Annotated in this window: 18 protein-coding genes and 1 riboswitch; all 18 genes read left to right on the top strand. The window is 37.6% G+C overall.

All coding sequences use genetic code 11. The annotated features are described in order from the left end of the window. Window position 1: 1 nt before the first annotated feature. The gene (locus ACIPKN_RS09615) at window positions 2-781 is read left to right on the top strand and encodes a segregation/condensation protein A (RefSeq protein ID WP_400935480.1); all 780 of its coding nucleotides are present in this window, start codon (window positions 2-4) and stop codon (window positions 779-781) included. Next, complete coding sequence (gene scpB / locus ACIPKN_RS09610) at window positions 753-1,346, top strand: SMC-Scp complex subunit ScpB (protein ID WP_132363269.1); 594 nt, start codon at window positions 753-755, stop codon at window positions 1,344-1,346. Before ACIPKN_RS09615 ends, scpB begins: the two co-directional genes overlap by 29 nt. Window positions 1,347-1,717: 371 nt before the next feature. Next, a complete protein-coding gene (locus ACIPKN_RS09605; RefSeq protein ID WP_400935478.1) occupies window positions 1,718-2,788 on the top strand; it encodes a D-alanyl-D-alanine carboxypeptidase family protein in 1,071 nt (356 codons plus the stop codon). 754 nt (window positions 2,789-3,542) lie between these two features. Next, a complete protein-coding gene (locus ACIPKN_RS09600; RefSeq protein ID WP_400935476.1) occupies window positions 3,543-3,869 on the top strand; it encodes a hypothetical protein in 327 nt (108 codons plus the stop codon). Further along, on the top strand, window positions 3,829-4,083 hold the full coding sequence (locus tag ACIPKN_RS09595; protein WP_400935474.1) for a hypothetical protein: 255 nt from the start codon (window positions 3,829-3,831) through the stop codon (window positions 4,081-4,083). The genes ACIPKN_RS09600 and ACIPKN_RS09595 overlap by 41 nt, the downstream gene beginning before the upstream one ends. A 314-nt stretch (window positions 4,084-4,397) precedes the next feature. Next, window positions 4,398-5,129, top strand: coding sequence for a pseudouridine synthase (locus tag ACIPKN_RS09590; protein WP_132363137.1), 732 nt, complete (start codon window positions 4,398-4,400; stop codon window positions 5,127-5,129). Between the two features lie 327 nt (window positions 5,130-5,456). Then, the gene (gene resA / locus ACIPKN_RS09585) at window positions 5,457-5,990 is read left to right on the top strand and encodes a thiol-disulfide oxidoreductase ResA (protein WP_400935471.1); all 534 of its coding nucleotides are present in this window, start codon (window positions 5,457-5,459) and stop codon (window positions 5,988-5,990) included. Window positions 5,991-6,003: 13 nt separating this feature from the next. Next, window positions 6,004-7,668 (top strand): cytochrome c biogenesis protein ResB, encoded by a 1,665-nt coding sequence (resB, locus tag ACIPKN_RS09580; RefSeq protein WP_400935469.1) that lies wholly within the window; start codon window positions 6,004-6,006, stop codon window positions 7,666-7,668. Next, entirely contained in the window at window positions 7,665-8,852 is a 1,188-nt protein-coding gene (gene ccsB / locus ACIPKN_RS09575; protein WP_400935467.1) for a c-type cytochrome biogenesis protein CcsB, read from the top strand. Before resB ends, ccsB begins: the two co-directional genes overlap by 4 nt. A 164-nt stretch (window positions 8,853-9,016) precedes the next feature. After that, window positions 9,017-9,733, top strand: a complete 717-nt coding sequence (locus tag ACIPKN_RS09570; protein WP_049668637.1) for a response regulator transcription factor — start codon at window positions 9,017-9,019, stop codon at window positions 9,731-9,733. Further along, complete coding sequence (locus ACIPKN_RS09565) at window positions 9,726-11,507, top strand: ATP-binding protein (protein WP_400935465.1); 1,782 nt, start codon at window positions 9,726-9,728, stop codon at window positions 11,505-11,507. The genes ACIPKN_RS09570 and ACIPKN_RS09565 overlap by 8 nt, the downstream gene beginning before the upstream one ends. Before the next feature lie 77 nt (window positions 11,508-11,584). After that, complete coding sequence (sigX, locus tag ACIPKN_RS09560) at window positions 11,585-12,118, top strand: RNA polymerase sigma factor SigX (RefSeq protein ID WP_142507305.1); 534 nt, start codon at window positions 11,585-11,587, stop codon at window positions 12,116-12,118. Continuing rightward, a complete protein-coding gene (locus ACIPKN_RS09555; protein ID WP_400935462.1) occupies window positions 12,115-13,413 on the top strand; it encodes an RNA polymerase subunit sigma in 1,299 nt (432 codons plus the stop codon). Before sigX ends, ACIPKN_RS09555 begins: the two co-directional genes overlap by 4 nt. Window positions 13,414-13,665: 252 nt before the next feature. Continuing rightward, a riboswitch (FMN riboswitch) is annotated at window positions 13,666-13,863 on the top strand. A 222-nt stretch (window positions 13,864-14,085) separates the two neighbouring features. Next, entirely contained in the window at window positions 14,086-14,670 is a 585-nt protein-coding gene (locus ACIPKN_RS09550; RefSeq protein ID WP_400935460.1) for an ECF transporter S component, read from the top strand. A 387-nt stretch (window positions 14,671-15,057) separates the two neighbouring features. Next, on the top strand, window positions 15,058-15,264 hold the full coding sequence (locus tag ACIPKN_RS09545) for a hypothetical protein (protein ID WP_400935458.1): 207 nt from the start codon (window positions 15,058-15,060) through the stop codon (window positions 15,262-15,264). Between the two features lie 442 nt (window positions 15,265-15,706). Next, the gene (locus ACIPKN_RS09540) at window positions 15,707-17,221 is read left to right on the top strand and encodes an SH3 domain-containing protein (RefSeq protein WP_400935456.1); all 1,515 of its coding nucleotides are present in this window, start codon (window positions 15,707-15,709) and stop codon (window positions 17,219-17,221) included. A 502-nt stretch (window positions 17,222-17,723) separates the two neighbouring features. Further along, complete coding sequence (locus ACIPKN_RS09535) at window positions 17,724-19,070, top strand: sodium-dependent transporter (protein WP_400935454.1); 1,347 nt, start codon at window positions 17,724-17,726, stop codon at window positions 19,068-19,070. A 357-nt stretch (window positions 19,071-19,427) separates the two neighbouring features. Beyond that, window positions 19,428-20,762: a type I glutamate--ammonia ligase gene (gene glnA / locus ACIPKN_RS09530; RefSeq protein ID WP_400935452.1), complete on the top strand. Its 1,335-nt coding sequence runs from the start codon at window positions 19,428-19,430 to the stop codon at window positions 20,760-20,762. Window positions 20,763-21,143: the final 381 nt, after the last annotated feature.

Here is a 21,143-nt window from a genome sequence, read left to right as displayed (position 1 = left end):
AATGTCTTATGAAGTAAAATTAGAAGCCTTTTCAGGGCCTCTTGATTTATTATTGCATTTAATTCACAGATTGGAAATTGATATTTATGATATCCCAATGGCTGAAATTACTCAACAATATATCGACCATATACATGCTATGCAGGTACTTGAGTTAAATGAGGCTAGTGAATATTTAGTGATGGCTGCAACATTATTAGCTATTAAAAGTCGTATGCTCTTGCCAATTCATGAAGGTGAGCTTGAAGATGCCGAATTAGAAGTCGACGGCCCAGACCCTCGTGAAGAACTGGTGCAACGTTTAATAGAGTATAAGAAATATAAAGAAGCAGCGAGTAGCCTGCAAGAGCTTGAAACAGATCGTGCACAGGTATTTACACGGCCTCCGGCAGATTTATCAGAGTTAGCCTTAGATGAGCAAATGGCGTTATTTGATCTGAACGTCAACATCTATGACATGCTTGGAGCCTTTCAAAAACTAATGCGTCGAAAAAAATTAAAGAAACCACTAAAAACAACTGTGGCGAGGCAAGAACGCTCAGTGAGAGACCAAATGCGTTCAGTTGTCGATTCATTACGAACTACAGGTGGACGTGCATTATTTTTCGAGCTTTTTCCCTATGAAGATAAGCCAACGCTTATTCTGACGTTTTTATCTATTCTTGAACTGATGAAACGTCAGGTCGTCATCGTAGAGCAAGACGGTAACTTTGAAGAATTAACAGTTACATTACAGAAGGAGGAATGGGATGATGACGAAAACAATGATGCTACAGAGTAGAATAGAAGCCTTATTATTTGTTGTTGGAGACGACGGCTTAACCATTAAACAATTGTCACAACTTTTAGGCGAACCGGAAGAGTTAGTCGTACAAACAATGGAAGTATTGAAAACAACATATGAAGAAGATTTAGCAAGAGGCGTTACTATAAAAGAAATGGCTGGAGTTTATCAACTTATAACAAAATCTGATTTAGCAGATACCATTCAAAGATTAGTAGAAAATCCAACTGCTCAATCATTATCGCAAGCCTCACTTGAGGTATTGGCTATTGTAGCATATAAACAACCAATTACACGTGTAGCAATTGAAGATTTACGTGGTGTGAAATGTGAAAGACCAATTCAAACGCTCGTTTCTAGAGGGCTAATTAAGGAAGTTGGTCGCTCGGAAGGGACAGGACGTGCAATCTTATATGGTACTACAAAAGAATTCTTAAACTACTTTGGATTAAATAGTATGGATGAAATGCCGCCTTTACCTGAAGAAGAGTTAGTTGAACAAGAGCAAGAAACAGATCTATTTATGACGAAATTCCAAGAAACCTTTAGTGGAGTAAAGTAAATGGGCAAGGCATAATAACTTCTTGCAACAAATATCTTGTACCGAAAGCGTAGCGACAGGTATAGATGTCCAAACATCCGCTGAAATAGAGGAACTCAGTCTAAGAGCGCCATGTCCTGTGGCAACGACTGAGTGACCAATTTCGTGCTGTTGCGGCTGACGCTTCGCTTTCGCACAAAAAACATCTGCTGCTGACGCTTCGCTTTCGCGCAAAAAACATTTGCAGGCCTTAGCACAAAGCCGATTCCGGACGCATTGTTTATCTGCGCGACAGCGGCAATTATGTCGGGCATAATTGATTGGTATAATACTTAGCTTGAAACATAAATATAATCTATATTTTCCTATTACTTTTAATAAGGAGTGGCTCGTTGCTTCGGTTAGTACGTTTAATATTGTTCATGATAGTCGTGGTAATGTTAATGCTTCCAGAAACCAGTTTGGCACGGGGGGGTAGCGGATATGCTGTTTTAGATGGTGATACGGGCCGTGTTTTATTTGAATCAAATAGTGATGCACGGTTACCAATCGCTAGCTTAACAAAGATTTGGACAGCACTTGTTGCTATTGAAAATAGCAATCTTCAAGATGAAGTAGTTATTTCACCGAGGGCTGCAACGGCTGAGGGCTCGTCCATTTACTTGCAAGCAGGTGAAAAGGTTACGGTAGAAACACTGTTATATGGTTTGATGCTTCGCTCAGGAAATGACGCAGCAACAGCTTTAGCAGAGCATGCTGGCGGATCGGTAGAAGGGTTTGTAAAGTTAATGAATGAGCGGGCTGTTGTTGCTGGTCTCACAAATACAGTATTTATGAACCCGTCCGGTTTGCACCATGATGAGCACTTATCGTCAGCGAGAGATACTGCTGAAATGTTGAGGATTGCTCTCCAAAATAAAACTTTCAAGAAGATTGCCTCCACAGTTCTATATCGTGCCAATACTGAAAACGGGATGTTATGGGAAAATAAGCACCGTTTATTACGAGAAGGGTCAGGAGTTGCCGTCGAAATAGGCGATGAGACACAACAACCTGTTAATGCATTAAAATCAGCTAAAGGTTCAGCATTTGCCGGAAAAACGGGCTTTACAAAGGTAGCTGGTCGAACCCTTGCAACTGCCTTCCAAAAGGACGGGCAAACATGTATTGTCGTCACTTTGAATGAATCCGATGACTGGAATGTACATCGGGGTTTAGCCAACAAGGTTTGGCAAGATTACAGCCTTGAAACAGTGGTGAAAAAAGGTAAATATAAAGTCAATAAAAACCTCTCCATTCGTTTAGAGGAACCAATTCTTTTACAGCTAAATAAAGATGAAAAAGATAGTGTAAGGCAAGTTTTGCATGTTTCTAGAAAACGTAAGGAAGGTGTACTGTCCATCTTTCTAGGTGAAGAGCGTATCTATGCAGTGCCAGTAAAAGTTGAATCAGTGGATCGTTAAAAGCGATTCGCTGTTTTTTTGTTTATGACCCAACATTCAGGATAATGTTTGTGGGCGACGCCAGTGTGCGAATGAATTAAGAATTATTTAACAATCTGGGGCAGTTTAGTAAAATTAAGGTTCATCACCAAAAGTTGTGGATGACTTTTGTTAAAACGTCCACTATGTAAATAGTTGATTGGAGTGGAGACTGGGCGACTCCTCGGGGATCAGCGATAGAGGAACGAAGGCTAAAAGCATCACATCCTGTGATAACGCCTTCGTGACCAACATCGTGTTGGCCCGAGACCCTGCAGCGCAGCGGATGTTTTCTGTGCGAAAGCGTAGCGACAGCAACAAATGTTTTCTGTAGCGAAAGCGAAGCGGCAGCAACAAATGTTTTTTCTGTGCGAAAGCGTAGCGACAGCAACAAATGTTTTTTCTGTGCGAAAGCGAAGCGGCAGCAACAAAGCGCCCAGTCGGAACGGAAATCAATCACACGTTTTGGTGATGATCCAAAATTAATTAGAATAGTAATTAATTAGATTTTTGGATATTAAGAGATTTTTTTCTTATCAAGCTGTATCACTCCTTTTATTTTTTTATATCCTATTCAAGAGTTGTTCTATCGACCTAAGGAATATTACTTTTTTGACCCTTTTTTTACAGCCTATATTGAATTAATGGTAGTATTAATCATGTTAGCGGTCATGTTATTCATCCATTTTTTAGTGACTCCTAAAACAAAAAAAGGAAGAATATTCAACGAGGAATCGTGGGGTCATCGTTTGTAATTGCTAGTGCATTGATATTTTTATGTATTAATAACTATCAATATATTGATGCTAAAGGAATTCATATGAATCAATTTTTTAGTTTACAAGAAGATTATACAAGTTGGGAAGATATTGTGAAGGTTGAACAGACTATTGTGGAAAAAAACGGTGTCAGTTTACCAGAAAAATTGATTTTCACATTACAGGATGGTTTAATAATTGAACAATCTTTAACCGAAAAGTTATCAAGCGCGAAGCAATTTATTAATAAAGAATTAAGTAACAATGGACTTAAAATCGAAAACAAATATAGTGGCAATGAATAGTTTTGAAATGCTGCCTAAAATGGGGCTTTTTTGTTTTTCCTTTCAGCAAGTGTTTTGGAAGCGAAAGCAAGCGTCAACTACAGAAGTCTCTCCCATCTCTTTAGGTGGTGAGATGAATGCTGTTTTAAGATCCTTTTTAGCGGGTGTTCAAACATCGGCTGAAATAGAGGAGCTCAGTCTAAGAACGCCACGTCCTGTGGCAATTTTTCTGTGACTAAAGCAAAAAACATCTGTTGGCTCAAGCGGCTCATCGTACGCCCCCTCAGAAAAACGCCAAACCGAAACGGAAAACAACCCACGCTATGGTGAAAATCCTTAATATTTAAGTACAAATTATCCAGAAACTAGTTGATAAAAACTATTTCAAATCATTTAATTATTTATCCATAATTAGTTTTTCTTTAATAATGTATAAAAGTATGACATAATTTTCACAGATTAGCGGGAAAAATAACCTTATTCATAATATGCGAATGAGGTTTAATGCTTGGTGTCAAACCAAGGTGAAAGAAAATTAGAGGTGAAAGAATGGAAAGATTACAAAAGGTCATTGCTTATGCTGGTGTGGCGTCTAGACGTAAGGCAGAACAATTGATTGTAGAAGGTAAAGTTAAGGTGAACGGAGTCGTAGTGCGTGAGTTAGGTACAAAGGTATCCAACTCAGATACGATAGAAGTAGAAGGCGTGAAGCTTGAGAAAGAGGATAAGGTTTATTATTTACTATATAAACCACGTGGAACGATTTCAGCTGTAACAGACGACAAAGGACGCAAAACTGTCACAGATTTGTTTAAGCATATCCCGCAACGAATTTTCCCAGTTGGCCGTCTCGATTATGATACATCTGGCTTATTGTTATTGACAAATGATGGTGAATTTTCTTATATGCTGACGCATCCGAAGTTTAAAATCGACAAAACATATATTGCTCGTGTTAAAGGTGTTCCAACGATTGAAGGTTTAAAAAAGCTTCAACGAGGAATTAAGTTAGAAGATGGCAAAACAGCTCCTGCAATGGTTAGTATGACTTCATTTGATGAAAAAGCAGGTAAGGCAATCTGTGAAATTACGATCCACGAAGGGCGAAATCGTCAAGTGCGTCGCATGTTCGAGGCGATCGGTACTCCAGTAGTTAAACTAAAACGTGAACGCTTTGCCTTTTTAGATTTATTTGGGCTAGCTCCGGGGGAATATCGTGAATTAACAAAGCATGAAGTGAAGCAATTGCGCGTGTTAGCGGAGACAGGAAAAATCGGATAAATCCGCATTTTCTATGAGAAAGTGATACTTCTATGTGTAATAGCAATGTATTCACTTTCTTATTAGTGAAATCGTTCATAAATCATTCATAATTATTAGCTAAGCGTTTCTGTTTCATTTTGCTATAATAGGTGAGAATAGCTAACCTAGATAAGTTGCATCCTGATGAAATCGTTTCCACTTTTTGTGAGGTGGTGTTTGACGCACGAGTGAACATGTAAATGCTGAAAATTAGACGGTAAAATCTATACATATGGATGTTTGTATGAAAAGCTTAGCGTTAGTTGTAGTTACTCTAAGCCGTAAATTGATAGGGGGTTTATTAACTTGGAGAAAAAGAAAAAACGTCTCGTCATTCGTACCATTATTTTGGCAATCTTAGTCTTAGCAATTGGTTACACGGTATACGGAACAGCAACAAAGGATAAAGTAGAGTTAATAGCAGTGGGCTCTAAAGCACCAGACTTCACGTTAGTAGATTTAAACGGTGAAAAACATAAGCTGTCTGATTATAAAGGGCAGGGAGTATTTTTGAACTTCTGGGCAACTTTTTGTGGGCCGTGTGAAAGGGAAATGCCTGCAATAAATCGTCAGTATCAAGCCTTTAAAGATCAGGGGGTACAAACATTGTCGGTCAATCTTGCGCAAACAGATTTTGAAGTACAGAATTTTGTCGATAGACATGAATTAACGTTCCCAGTAGTTATTGACAAAACGAAAAGCGTTAGTACTACCTACAATGTAGGTAATTTACCTGCAACTCTTGTTATTGATCCAGATGGTAAAGTAGTCAAAATTATTACTGGTGAAATAGAGGAAGGAAAAATTGCTTCGTACATGGAATTAGTGAAGCCAAAATAAGGAGTAAATGACTATGGAAAACATTATTTGTGCTTGTGGTCATAGTAACCCATATGGCACGAAGCTTTGTGAGAAATGTGGTCGTCCTTTAACTGAGGAAGTTAAACAAACAAAAGTTGTTGATATGCGCTACGACGGAATGGCGATTCGCTCAAAAACGTATAACACAACAATTGTCGATAAAATTTGGAATTTCTTCTCGAATGTAAAAGTCGGGATTGCCCTTATTATTATAACGTTAGTCGCAGCGTCAATTGGAACAATACTACCGCAAGCGATGTATGTTAATGCCCCTGAACCTAGTAAAGCAGAGTATTATGAGAAAGTGTATGGTTTGTTGGGCAAACTCTATAATAATTTAGGACTTTCTAATTTGTATAGCACTTGGTGGTTCCAAATTTTAGTGGGCATGCTTGCGATTTCCATTATTGTTGCGAGTTTAGACCGTGGTTTACCATTACACAAGTCTCTAAAAAATCAACGCGTTAAACGTCATGAAAGTTTCATGAAGCGTCAACGTATCGTTGCGGAAGGACAAGTGCCAAACCCTGAAGAAACGCTAGATAAAGTTGAGCAAAAAATGACTGACTTAAAATATCGCGTTCGTCGTGATGGAAGTGCATTGCTAGCAGAGCGCGGCCGTTTTGCTCGATATGGCCCATACATAAATCATGTCGGTCTCATTATCTTTTTAGCAGGTGTTATGCTGCGCTTAGTACCTGGTTTTTATGTGGATGAGACGATTTGGATCCGTGAAGGTGAGACACGAGCTATACCAGGGATGGACGGCTATTTTATTAAAAATAATAAATTTATTTTGGAAACCCATGACAATAAGCCACAGGACGAGCAATCAAACCAAGGTGTCAATGCTATGGCGAAAAACTATCAAACAGACATCACATTATACAAACAACCCGACGGAGCTCTTCCTGGAGATACAGACAATCTTAAAAAATTGAGAGATTACTCTATTCGTGTCAATCATCCGTTAAAAGAAAACAGTTTTGCACTGTATCAAATGAATTATCGCCTCAATGAGTTGAGACAGATGAATTTTAATTTAGTGAATAAAGCAAATGAAGAAGATTCACTAGGACAAATTGAAATTGATTTAACGAATCCTAAAAAAGAATATGATTTAGGAAATGGTTCTTCAGTACAGATTCTTGTGTATACACCAGATTTTTCTGGTTTTAAAGATGGTGAACCACAAACACAAACATCAATACCAAATAATCCAGCATTTATATTTAAAATGACAACACCAGAAACTCCAAAAGGTGAAGTAAGCTTTGTAGAAATTAGGAAGCCGCCTTTTGAACCACTTGGTGAAAACAAATATAGAATGAAATTCACAGGAGTAGAGACGCGTAATTCATCAAACTTTACAATTCGTAAGGATAGTACGATACCAATTTTATTTGTCGGCGGTATTATTTTCATGATTGGTGTAGTAATTGGCTCGTATTGGAACCACCGACGTTTATGGTTGCAGGTGGAGCCTGATGGCCGAGTGTTGATGGCTGCCCATGTGAATAAAAATATGTTCAGTATGAAAAAGGATTTAGATACAGTCACTACATTTGCTGGTCTACCACCATATGAAGATCAGTTAGATGCGTCAGAAGATGTCAAGAAATCCACAAAGGAAAAGGAAGGTGACAACACCTTATGAGTTTGATTGACATAAGTAGAAACCTATTATTTGTAGCATTCATAGCCTACCTAGTTGCGACTTTTTTATTTGGTGGTTCGATAAAGCAATCGAATGCAACAGGCAAAAATACCGAAAAATGGGGTAAGGTTGCAATTGTTGTCACGATTATAGGTCTACTTTCGCAGCTTGGTTATTTTATCACTCGTTGGATTTATGCAGGGCATGCACCTGTTAGTAATATGTTTGAATTTACGACTGCGTTTGGAATGTTCATTGTTGGGGCATTCGTTTTGATTTATTTTATTTATCGCGTGACGGCTCTGGGCTTAGTAGCATTACCTGTGGCGTTATTAATAATTGCCTATGCGGCGATGTTCCCGAAAGAAGTAACTCCTTTAATGCCATCTTTACAAAGTTACTGGTTAACAATACATGTTATTACAGCTGCTTTAGGGCAATCACTTTTAGCAATTAGTGCGGTAGCAGGACTAATTTATTTATTAAAAGTAGTTGATTTAAAGAAACCTTCTAAACAACGTTTCTGGTTAGAATCGGTAATGTTCTTCCTTGTTGTAGTCGTTGGTTTCGTAATTGCTACATCTGTTTTTAGTTTGATGGGTTACGATTCAACATATACTTATGTTGATAAAGAGGGTAATGGACGTCAAATTGAATACAAAATGCCGCCACTATTTGGTATGAATGAATATAAGGCGGTTGAAGAACATGGCATGTCTCCGTTAGTAGAAATGCCTCCGCTCATTAATGCGAAGAAATTAACATCGGTTGTGTGGTCATTATTAGTAGGGTCTGTTTTATACTTATTGATTCGATTAATTGCACGACGTCGAATTAGTGCGATTTTCCAACCTTTTGTCAAACGAGTAAATTTACAATTAGTTGATGAAATTGGTTATCGTTCAGTATTAATTGGCTTCCCAGTATTTACGTTAGGTGCTTTAATCTTTGCAATGATTTGGGCACAACTTTCGTGGAGTCGTTTCTGGGGATGGGATCCGAAGGAAGTATGGGCACTTATTACATGGTTATTCTATGCAGCATTCCTACACTTACGTTTATCGAAAGGCTGGGAAGGTGAAAAATCTGCATGGTTAGCATTAATTGGTTTTGGAATTATCTTATTCAACTTAATTGCTGTTAACTTGATTCTTGCAGGTTTACACTCATACGCATCAGCATAGACTAAGTTGATTTTGAGCACATATGAAATTTTTTACGTCGCTAGTATTGGAAAGAAGAGGCCTTCTTGCTGTGGCAAGAAGGCTTTCTTTTCTTTTCTTTTCAATATGTGCTGTACCATGTACAATAGAAGGTAGAGAAAGATTAGAAGAGAGGGATCGTGAAAGTGTCAGAAAATATTTCAGTATTAGTAGTAGATGACGAGGATCGTATTCGACGCTTATTAAAAATGTATTTAGAGCGAGAAGGGTACCTTGTTGACGAGGCAGAAAATGGTGAACAAGCGATCGAAAAATCTTTGGAAAAAGAGTATCACTGTATTTTATTAGATATTATGATGCCTGAAAAAGACGGACTTGAAGTTTGTGCGGAAATCCGTGAACGAGCAGCAACACCAATTATTTTATTAACTGCAAAAGGCGAGGAAGCGAATCGTGTACAAGGCTTTGAGCTTGGAGCAGATGATTATATTGTAAAACCATTTAGTCCTCGTGAGGTTGTGTTACGTGTGAAGGCTATATTACGTCGTTCACAAGCATTCTCACCTTCGACAAATGCTTCTTCTTCAAAAGATTTAGTTGTCTTCCAACATTTAATGATCGATCATGATGCTCACCGTGTAACAGCAGAGGGTATTGAAGTAAATTTAACGCCTAAAGAGTATGAATTGCTTTATTTCCTAGCTAAATCACCAGACAAAGTATTTGACCGTGAACAATTACTAAAAGAAGTTTGGCATTATGATTTCTTTGGCGACTTACGTACAGTTGACACACATGTAAAACGTTTACGCGAAAAGCTCAACCGTGTATCTGAAAACGCTGCAAAAATGATTGTTACTGTATGGGGCGTTGGCTACAAATTTGAGGTTGTCAATGAATAGAATATGGAATAGTGTTGTCGGGAAGCTATGGGTAACCATATTGCTTCTCGTTTCATTTGTATTGTTTGTTTTCACGGTTTTAATGCTTGAGTTTCTTCAAAATTACCATATGCAACAAGCAGAAAGCTCCTTGCGTCAAACTGCAGCAACAGTTGCAAGTATAGTAGATGATAATGAAACAGCAGAGTCGACTTCGGAATTATTAAAAGATATTTTACCTGAAAGTACAAATGCACTTATTGCTATTAACCATGATAGAGTTTCTTTCGCTATGCAGGAAGGTGTCAATAAAAAAGAAATACAGGATATGATTTTAGCCAATAAATCGTTCCAAGAAGTTTTTCAATCAGATAAACCGATTATTAAGGAAATGATGATGCCCTCTTCCACGGACGAAGAAAAATTGGAATCGTATGTTGTGCTTGGTTTCCCGCTAAATGTGGAAAATGCTGTGCACGGAGCTGTCTTTATTTATCAAAGTCCAGATGCGCTGCATAAAACATCGAAAGAGACGACGAAAATTGTCTTTCTATCAGCTTTCATAGCCTTTGTATTGACGACATTTTTTGCGTTTTTCCTTTCATCACGTATTACGTCACCATTACGTAAAATGCGTGAGCTGGCGTTTGAAATTTCTAAAGGGAATTTTGAAGCGAAGATGCCGACTACACAAAATGATGAAATTGGCCAGCTTGCAGTTGCCTTTAATCAAATGGGGCGTCAATTGAAACACAATCTAGAAGTGATCAATCAAGAAAATGAACAGCTTTCCAATATATTAACATCGATGACAGACGCAGTTATTACATTTAATCGTGACCGTACAATATTATTAAGTAATCCACCAGCGGACCGTTTAATGCAAAAATGGTTTGTTACTAAGGGGTCACAAAGTGCGAAACCAATTCCGCCAGAGCTTTATCATATGCTCGATCATGTATTGATGTTTGAGGATAAGCTTGAAGAAGAAATTGAGATGGATGGAAGTTACTATACGTTTACGATTAGCCCTCTTTATAGTGAGGAATCGATACGTGGAGCGGTTGCGGTTATTCGTGATATGACGGAACAGCATCGTTTAGAAAAACTGCGTTCAGACTTTATTGCCAATGTGTCTCATGAGCTACGGACGCCAATTTCGATGCTCCAAGGTTATTCAGAGGCTCTAATGGATGATGATTTTATACAGGATCAAGAAGAACGTAATGAGATTACAAAAATTATTTATGATGAATCGAAACGTATGGGCCGTCTCGTAACAGATTTATTAGACCTTGCGCGTATGGAATCGGGGCATATGACGCTGTACAAGGATGAGCTCCCAATTAATTCAACATTTGAACGTATTACTCAAAAATTTGCACAGGTTGCAAAAGAGAAACATGTTCGTCTAATATTTGACAGTGAATTTAATGACGAAGCTTCGATTAGTATAGATGAGGATCGAATTGAACAAGTATTAACGAATTTAGTTGATAATGCTCTCCGTCATACTGATGAAGGGTCAGTAACAGTGAAGGTTGAGCAGGAGCCAACCTTTGCCAAAATATCTGTCCAGGATACAGGGCATGGTATTCCTCAAGAGGACTTACCATATGTCTTTGAACGTTTCTATAAAGCAGACAAGGCGCGTACACGTTCTAAAGGCGGAACTGGCCTAGGTTTAGCTATTGCTAGAAATATTGTCAAGGCACATTCAGGCAATATTATGGTAGATAGTGTGCTGAAAGAGGGGACTACCTTCACCTTTTATTTACCTTTTGATTCATACTAATAAAGAGTGGTATTAATTGGATGTAACTTCTGTGGACATTTAGACGACAAATATAAAGAGAACGGGGGTGGAGTGCTTTGAATGACTCCGTGTTCCATCGATTATACGATGCATATCATCAAGATGTGTTCCAGTTTCTTATTTATTTAGTAAAAAACCGTACACTTGCTGAGGATTTAGCGCATGAGGTTTATGTTCGTGTATTGCGCTCATATGATCAATTCGCAGGAAATAGTAGCGAAAAGACTTGGCTTTTTGCTATTGCTAAAAATGTCGCTATTGATCATTTTAGAAAGCAGGCTGTACGCCAAAAACATTCACTTGATTTTTTTGATTGGGAAACGGAACAGCTGCATTCAACCACACCATCACCGGAAGACGTGCTGCAGGCCAGTGATGAATTTATACAGGTACAATCAGCGCTTGAACACTGTACTGGTGATCAAAAAATGGTCATTATTATGCGCTACTTTCAAGATTTATCGATTGCAGAAACTGCACAAATACTAGATTGGACAGAAGCGAAGGTAAAAACTACTCAGCACCGTGCTATTAAATTTTTAAGGCAACAGCTACAACAGGTTAGAGAACAGGAGGCGAAATGGCAATGACACATAACCAATTTGATGATGACCAACTTGAGCATCTATTAAATAATGCCCCTAAGCTTTCTGACCGCCGTTCGAAAGAAGAAATATTAAATCGATTACTGACAGATGCTCGCTTGCAGGATAATACCCATCTTCAAGGAGCTATACAACAACCAATAGATGATGAAATAATATCACAAGAGCAACAACATGTTACACAACAAGAAAGTACAGAGACAGCAACAAAGAAGAAAGTTCATAAATGGCCGATCTTTATGAGTGTTGCAGCAGTTTTCGCTTTAACAGTATTTACAAGCTCGACGTTGCTAAATCATAATGATGCAAAAATAGACCAGGCTAATGCGCCTGAAACCTCTCAATATTCAACATCGCCAGACAGTCATGTAGCGAAAAGCTCTGTCAACCACGATAAGATGATGGAATCCAACAACATCGTAGCAGAACATTCAAGGATCATGTCTCTACGATCATCTGTTTATGAGGAAGATTTAACAGATGCAGTAGTGTTTCATATTGGTTTGGCAAATCGTGATAAGAATAGCGTACCGATGACGTATATCATTCCAAATGAACGAGTTGCTACTGATTTTCCGAAGAAAAAGCCTACAACATTACAAATGTATGAAAAGTATGCGCCGCAAATTGATGAGAAAGCAAATGGTTTTACTAACTATCATCCATATAAAGGAGAATTAAAGGAGAAGGGCGATAAACTAGTTCATGTATTGCCGAAGAAAAATGATTATGATGTTGCTTCAGCAGATACGAATGAATATTTAGACACTTTACAGGATACATTCTCAGATTCAGAGTATAAAGATGTTGAGTTTGAAAATTCTGATGGTACAGCCTACAAATTTTCTAAGGATGAAGAGTCAAGTAAGCCTATGGTCTTAACAAGCTCAAATCATTTTAATTATTATTTATATAAAGATGAAAATGGAGCTGAATATTTATCACCCGATACTCGTAAAACTTTTTCCACTGTAACAGAAGCGCTTACCGTTATGCGAAATAAAAATGATGATGTATACGTTCCAGTTGTACCGGAAAATTTAACATACACTGTGAAAGAAGTAGCAGAAGGTGTTATTGTTATATTTGATGAGCCGCTTGATTTAACGACCATGGATACTGTTCGGGCAACTCAAATGATAGAAGCTATGATGCTTACTGCTGCAAGTTTTGATCAACAAATACGTCTAGACAATGTTGTACAGGAAAGCTGGGAGGGATTTGATTTAAAGAAATTCTTGCCAAAGCCTGTAGGAGCCAATAAACGATATATGCCATAAACAGCCTAACAACAAATAAATATTTGGAGCATTCTCGCCGCTATATGTGCATGAATGCTCTATTATTTTTTTTGTAGCGAAAGCAAAGCGTCCTGTACAGAAGTGTCTCTCACCTCTAGAATGAGATGAATATGGACTTAAGCTACTTTTACGTGATTAAAGCATACAAGTTTAATCGGATTTTTTTAAGCAAAGCTATTTACTTTTCTCTAATAATTCATTATAGTAAGGCTATGAAACAAAAAAATAATGATTCATCTTCGGGGCAGGGTGAAAATCCCGACCGGCGGTAATAGAGTTGTAAATCGCTAATGTTTCCTTTAAGACATATTAGCTCGCATGATTTACGAAAGGCTCTTCAGCCCGCGACCTGTGCAAATGATTTTTTGCATGGCTGACTTGGTGCAATTCCAAGGCCGACAGTTAAAGTCTGGATGGGAGAAGATGGAGGTACGATCGTCATTCATTGTTATGAATTTAACTATGTACGAGCGTTTTTTCGATGTGATTTCACGCAGCGTATGCTCAGAAAATAGTTAATTAATGGCGTTTTTTAATCTTGCCTATTCTCCCTTATGCTCTTTTGCATAAGGGTTTTTTCATGATGATGATCGATTAGGTCGTAACCTTTCTTCTTGCGAGATTGAATCAGCAAAGAGGAGAGAGTTTTCTATGAAGAAAAATGTTAAACTTCAATCGTATATTACGATTGGCATGCTGAGCAGTATTTCGTTTTTATTAATGCTTTTTAATTTCCCGATTCCGCCGTTTCCAGCGTTTTTGGAAGTGGACTTCAGTGATATGCCAGCATTACTAGCGGCGATTACTATGGGACCTATAGCCGGTATTTTAGTAGAATTATTTAAAAATGTGTTGGACTGGGTTTTCTCAGGCACGCCAACGGGAGTACCGGTAGGACATATTGCGAACTTTGCAACAGGTATTTTATTTATTCTACCAGTGAGCTTTGTGTTTAATCGCTCCAAAACAGTTAAAGGCCTTATCGGAGGTTTAGCTGTTGGAACAATTGTAATGGCAGTAGGAATGAGCATTCTTAACTATGTTGTGTTTTTACCTATGTACACTTACTTTTTAGGTATGGAGCCTGTTGTAGGTGATTCACTATATAAAATGATCGTAGCTGGTATTTTGCCATTTAACATTGTGAAAGGTATTTTAATTACCATCATCATGGCATTACTATTCACAACAATGCGTAAATGGATTCATCATCAGCGTTCCATGTATATGAGTTAATTTCGAGAATAAAGTATGATTTAGGATAGTGTTCAAGTAATGACACCTTATTGGACTGTTAAAGTCTAGGAGGTGTTTTTTTGTTGCTTAAATTTGCAATTGCAGATTTTTTAGATGAGAAAGAGTTACAGAATTTAAGCAATATACACTGACCTAACAGGGAAAGATGGTATTAAGGTAACACAATTATCAGATGATATTGACGAATCTCAATCGAAGGAATTTTTTAAAAGATATAGTGGGCGATATACATGTAAGAAACCACTTCTACAATACAATCGAAAGGGAAAAGAAGGTCTAATGTTCTCAAGGGATGATACATTACCTATAAGTGTATTTGAATTTACTCGTTGTGTATTGTGTGATGAAATCGGGGTTGATGGGTTTTTGATTTACTGTTATCTGAAATATCGTAGCAAGATGTTTGGTTATGCTCCTGCAACTGTATTCAACAATGAGATTATTGACGTTGTTGGTTTTAAAGAGAGAAGAATTCGTGCATTGATTCAGAATTTAGAACTAGCAGGTTTGATTGAGGTTGATAGAAAGGTTTCGAAGAAAGATGGTTCTTTTGCTAAAGAGCAATACCTATAAAATCATACATAAGGGAAGGTAATTCCTCCCTCTTTTTATATACCACTAAAGTGCGAAGGTGACATTTTGGTATGTTGCTTTTAGATTCCAAAGTAACTCAATTGTTTCAACTTTGAGTCAGCTTACAACAACAATCGTAGCAAGCTTACAGAGCCATTTAACGAGCTTGTAAGAGTTGATAGATTTTGCTTGGGCTTGTTTCAAGGGACTTTAGGAAGCTTACCTATTTCGCGAAAAAAAGTAAAAATCCAACAATCACTATTTACAAACTTTTCACCGAATTAAAATTAAACAATATATGTTGGAGCTATTATTTATCGCTCAAAAGTGTTAAATGAAGGAAAGATTGACTATTACCCCTATCTCAAATATTGGGTTTATGATAACATATATTTGAATCTTTTAACTTTAAAAAATATGAAAGGAAGTGTAATAATCACATATGAAAAAGATATTGAAACCATTGATTAGTGTTATTGCCATTGGTACCCTCTCTCTATCTATAAACATAGATAAAAATGTATTAGCTAATAATATTGCAAATACATGTGAGTATGATTCGGCATCGAATGTAAACCCTGATTATTCCACAATGAACTGTTTGTTAACCGAAACAGCACTGAGTTATGATGTTCCACCTGAAATTGTGAAGGCAATAGCGGAAGGTGAAAGTGGAAATTGGCGTCATTTCGATAGTAATGGTGAAGCGATTGTGACAGCTGATAATGGAATTGGCATTATGCAAATTACAAATCAAGCTGGCTACAATCAAGATAGACTAAAAAGCGATATTGTCTATAATATTCAAGCTGGTGTAAAGACTCTAGATAATATGTTTAAGCGGAAGGATTTGCCTAGCATCAACGGTGGGGAAAGAGATGTATTGGAACATTGGTACTTCGCTATCATGGCTTATAACGGTACTAAGCCAGTAAATAGTCCAATTGTCCAAGCAACTGGTGAAAGAAATGCAAATGCCTATCAAGAAAGAATTCTCCGAATTATTGAGAAATTGGAATTAATAGACTTAACAGAGCTGCCTTTTTTACGCGAACATTTTCAATATGATTCAAACAGCAAGGAAAATATTAAATTTTCAGCGATGAACTATCCTTTTGATTTACCATTAACAAAATCAAAGTATTTTTTTAAAACAAATCAGAAAGTTAGTGCAACAACTAATGTAACAGTTAGGACAAGACCTACTAAGGATAGTCCTTCTATGGGTACTTTACGTGAAGGTGAAATTGTTACCATTACGGGACCTTTTGAATATGAAGAAGTATCAACGAAGAAAAACCATTTTGTTTGGTATCCTGTGAAAAGAAATGACGGGACAGAGGGGTATGTGGCATCAAGTTATTTAAACTACTCAGCTTCAACCCCAACCCCAACACCTCCAGTAACACCGCCAACAACGGGAAACGTTGATGTATCAAAGTTTGCTGATTACAATGCAAACCAATACTGGGCTGAGGATTTTAAGTGGGCAGTCAACATCGGTATCATCAGTGGATACCCAAACGTGAAAAACCCATCAACAGGCAAGTACGAAAACTTACTTAAACCGTACACTAACTTAACGGAAAACCAAATGTTAACTATCCTATTCCGTTACTTCAAACCATCAGAACTAGCTTCAACGAAAGCTAATACTACATGGTATGGTGACGTAAACTACCAACTGGCTACAAAATACTCTCTACCAGTTCTAGGTGCAAACACAGCATCCAAACAAGCCATTGCAGGTAAGGATATCACACGGGGTAACTTCGCTCGTATCTTAGCTTCAATGCATTATGGTAAGACTGTATCTCAGTCAGAAGCTATTAAATTCCTTCGTGATAATGGTTTAACAACTACTAAAACAAATGAAGAGTTTAAACCAAATGATTCTCTAACAAGAGCGCACACAGTAGCATTCTTCCACCGTTACGAGCAAATATTCAATAACTAAATTGCTACTTACAAGTGAAAAGGTGACTATAAAAGTCATCTTTTCTCTTTTATGTTTAATAAATCCTTTCTTGACACTCCTCGAACCTTTCATAACTAAATTCATTGACACAGATTGCTTGATGGGAGCTACAAAGTCTTTTGTTAAGCTGTGATTGAGAAAGTATAACAAAAGGACTTGTGTGTAATTTTACGCACAAGCCCACAGATTGATGTGTGATTTAATTCATTGTTTATCCTCAGAGGTTCTTCTACCTAACCCCCAGCCTACAAACACTCTTACAAACGCACCCATTACACTATATCGCATGATAGAAACTATGTAATCATATACAGGTACATAGGTTGTAATACTAGTATCAGAATTTCGAGGTTTTTTTATGTAGAATGGTTGAGATGTTGGATAATATTACGTAAAAGTAACATATAGAATTAATCTAGTCGAGTGTATTATTTTATTGTAGAATAAGGAAGAGTTGAGTAAGTTAGAGGAGTTTGAAGAGATGAGTGAAAAAAAGAGTCAATGGTCTAGTAAACTAGGCTTTATTTTAGCATCGGCTGGAGCTGCAATCGGACTGGGGGCAATTTGGAAGCTTCCATATGTTACTGGACAAAGTGGCGGGGGAGCGTTTTTCCTAATTTTTGTTCTATTTACATTGTTGATTGGTTTACCGATGTTATTATCAGAATATATTTTAGGACGTGGTACACAGTCTGAGGCTGTGACTGCTTATAAAAAAATTGCACCTAGGAAAACAGGTTGGGCTTGGGTTGGTCGTATGGGTGTGCTCGGCTGTTTTTTATTATTAAGTTTTTACAGTGTTGTAGGGGGTTGGATTTTTATATATAGTGGCCTTGGTGTGACTGGGGCTGTTATTGATCCTTCCGTTGATCCTAGTGAACTATTTGCAAAGATTGTAGGAACACCTTGGATTACATTACTAGGTTTAGGGCTGTTTACGCTAGTAAATGTATTAGTTATTTCACTTGGTGTGCAAAATGGTATAGAAAAAGCCAATAAGTGGATGATGCCTTTATTATTTATTATGTTTATTGTGCTTGTTGCGAGGGCTTTAACATTAGATGGAGCAATGGAGGGGGTTAAATTCTTCTTATGGCCTGACTTTTCCAATATAACTGGAAAGGCTATATTAGAAGCGTTAGGACAGTCCTTCTTTGGCTTAGCGGTAGGGTTTTCTTGTCTTGTGACGTACAGCTCCTATTTAAAGAAAGATGTGAGCTTACCTAATTCCGCAGGCTCCGTTGTTCTTCTTACTGTGCTTGTATCTTTTTTAGCAGGATTAGCAATTTTCCCAGTTGTATTTGCTTTTGATTTAGAACCAGCATCTGGACCCGGCTTACTGTTTATGGTTTTGCCAACAGCATTTAGTCAAATGCCATTTGGTGAAATATTCTTAGCGATGTTTTTATTATTATTTTTATTCGCAACGTTAACTTCTTCATTCAGTTTGTATGAAATTATCGTAGCGGCATTTATGGAGAAGGGACGTATGTCTCGTTCTGCATTGACGATGCTACTAGGTGTAGTAGTCTTTATTGCGGCGATTCCTGCAGCGCTTTCATCAAGTACATTAGCTGATGTATCAATTTTTGGAAAAACGATTTTTGATGCAACTGACTTTTTAGTTTCTAATTTAATGCTTCCGTTAGGTAACTTATTGATTGCTAGCTTTATTGCGTATGTAGTTGATAAAGAATTTGTGAAGAAGGAATTATTAATAGGAAGTCAAATGGGGCAGGGGTTTTATTCAACGTATCGATTACTGATGTTAATAGTAGTACCTTTTGTGATTATCGTTGTGTTTGTAAATATGCTTTTACAATATTAAAGTGAGTAGGTTGCGTTCCGTTTGAAGGGATGCAACCTATTTTTAATTTCTGTTTTTTGTACCGAAAGCGTAGCGATAGGTACGGAAGTCTCCCGTCTTGATAGGTGGTGAGATGTATACGCTTTTGAATTTACTTTTCAGCGGGTGTTCGAACATCTGCAGAGCGTCTCCCGCTTTTGGATAGAATCTGTCGCGTAAGTAAAAGGGGCTTTCTATCTATCTGAAAAAAAGATTAATATATTCGATAAAATGCATGTGATAAAACCTTACATAGATATTGTATTTACTATCCTTTTAATGTATTTTAAAAGTTATAAAAGAATCGTGTTAATTAAAATTACATTGGAGTGGTGAAGAATGAAACGTTATACGAAAGAAGATATTAAATGCCGCGTCAAGGAAGAAAATGTGAAATTTATTCGCCTACAATTTACTGATATATTAGGAACAATAAAAAACGTTGAAGTACCAGTTAGTCAATTAGAAAAAGCATTGGACAATAAAATTATGTTCGATGGTTCATCAATTGAAGGTTTTGTACGCATTGAGGAATCAGATATGTACTTGAGCCCTGACCTTGATACTTTCGTAATTTTTCCTTGGACGGCTGAAAAAGGTAAGGTGGCTCGTTTTATCTGTGATATTGTTAGACCAGATAGTACACCATTTGAAGGTGATCCACGCTCCAATTTGAAGAGAGTTTTAAAGGAGATGGAGGAATTAGGTTTTAGCTCATTTAATTTAGGGCCAGAGCCAGAATTTTTCTTATTTAAGGTAGATGAAAAGGGGCAGCCAACACTTGAGTTGAATGATAGTGGCGGGTACTTCGACTTAGCCCCGACTGACTTAGGGGAGAACTGTCGGCGTGATATCGTATTAGAGTTAGAAGAAATGGGCTTTGAAATTGAGGCATCGCACCATGAGGTTGCACCTGGTCAACATGAAATTGACTTTAAATATGCAAGTGCGATCGAAGCATGTGACAATATTCAAACGTTTAAACTTGTTGTAAAAACGATAGCTGCACAGCATGGACTGCATGCAACCTTTATGCCAAAGCCACTATTCGGTGTTAACGGTTCTGGAATGCATTTCAACTTATCATTATTTGAAGGGGATAAAAATGCGTTTTATGATGAATGTGCACAATTGCAATTAAGCCAAACAGCGCGTAGCTTTATGGCAGGGATATTAAAACATGTACACGGCTTTACAGCAATAACAAACCCACTTGTTAATTCCTATAAACGATTAGTGCCGGGCTATGAGGCTCCTTGCTATGTAGCATGGTCTGCACAAAACCGATCACCACTTATTCGAATTCCAGCTTCACGAGGACTATCAACACGTATCGAGCTGCGTTCTGTCGATCCAGCAGCGAATCCTTATTTAGCAATGGCCGTTATTTTAGCATCTGGGCTCGATGGCATTCGCAAAGATCTTACACCACCAGATGCTGTAGATCGCAATATTTATAAAATGTCACGAGCAGAACGTGAATTGAATAATATCGACAACCTCCCATCGTCATTGGAATATGCACTCCTTGAACTAGAAATGGATCATACCGTACGTGAAGCACTCGGAGATCATATCTTTGAAAAATTCACGGCTGCTAAAGAAATAGAATGGAATAAATACCGCACACGCGTCCATAATTGGGAGCGGGAAGAATATTTGAAAATGTATTAGGTGGGAAGTGTTGGGGTTTTGGGACTCCGACACTTTTTTGATCTAAAAGGTGAGGGATTGAGTGTCAAAAAGAAAGCTATCCCTATATTAATCAGAAAGGTTCTGATTAATAATATAGACCTGAATTATTCATAGCTATCTAAAGTTTGTGAATTCGTGCTTAAGGAAAGAAGAATTGGAAAGATAAAATCAAGTGATCCGTTTTTTGGCAGACTCCTCCCTTGGTGCGATTTCGATTTTTTTCTAGCTGCTACACCCCGATCAGTACGTCCTCAAAGAAGGGACATGTTCCCTTAGGCTCATTTTATCTACTGTCAGTAACATTTGTATAGATAATATATAGATTCCTTATGTAACTAATTGGTCAAATAAAAAGTTTAA

Origin of the sequence: Lysinibacillus sp. NPDC086135 (assembly GCF_044746345.1) — a bacterium.
GTDB lineage: Bacteria > Bacillota > Bacilli > Bacillales_A > Planococcaceae > Lysinibacillus.
This window is presented reverse-complemented; position numbering and strand designations above follow the sequence as displayed.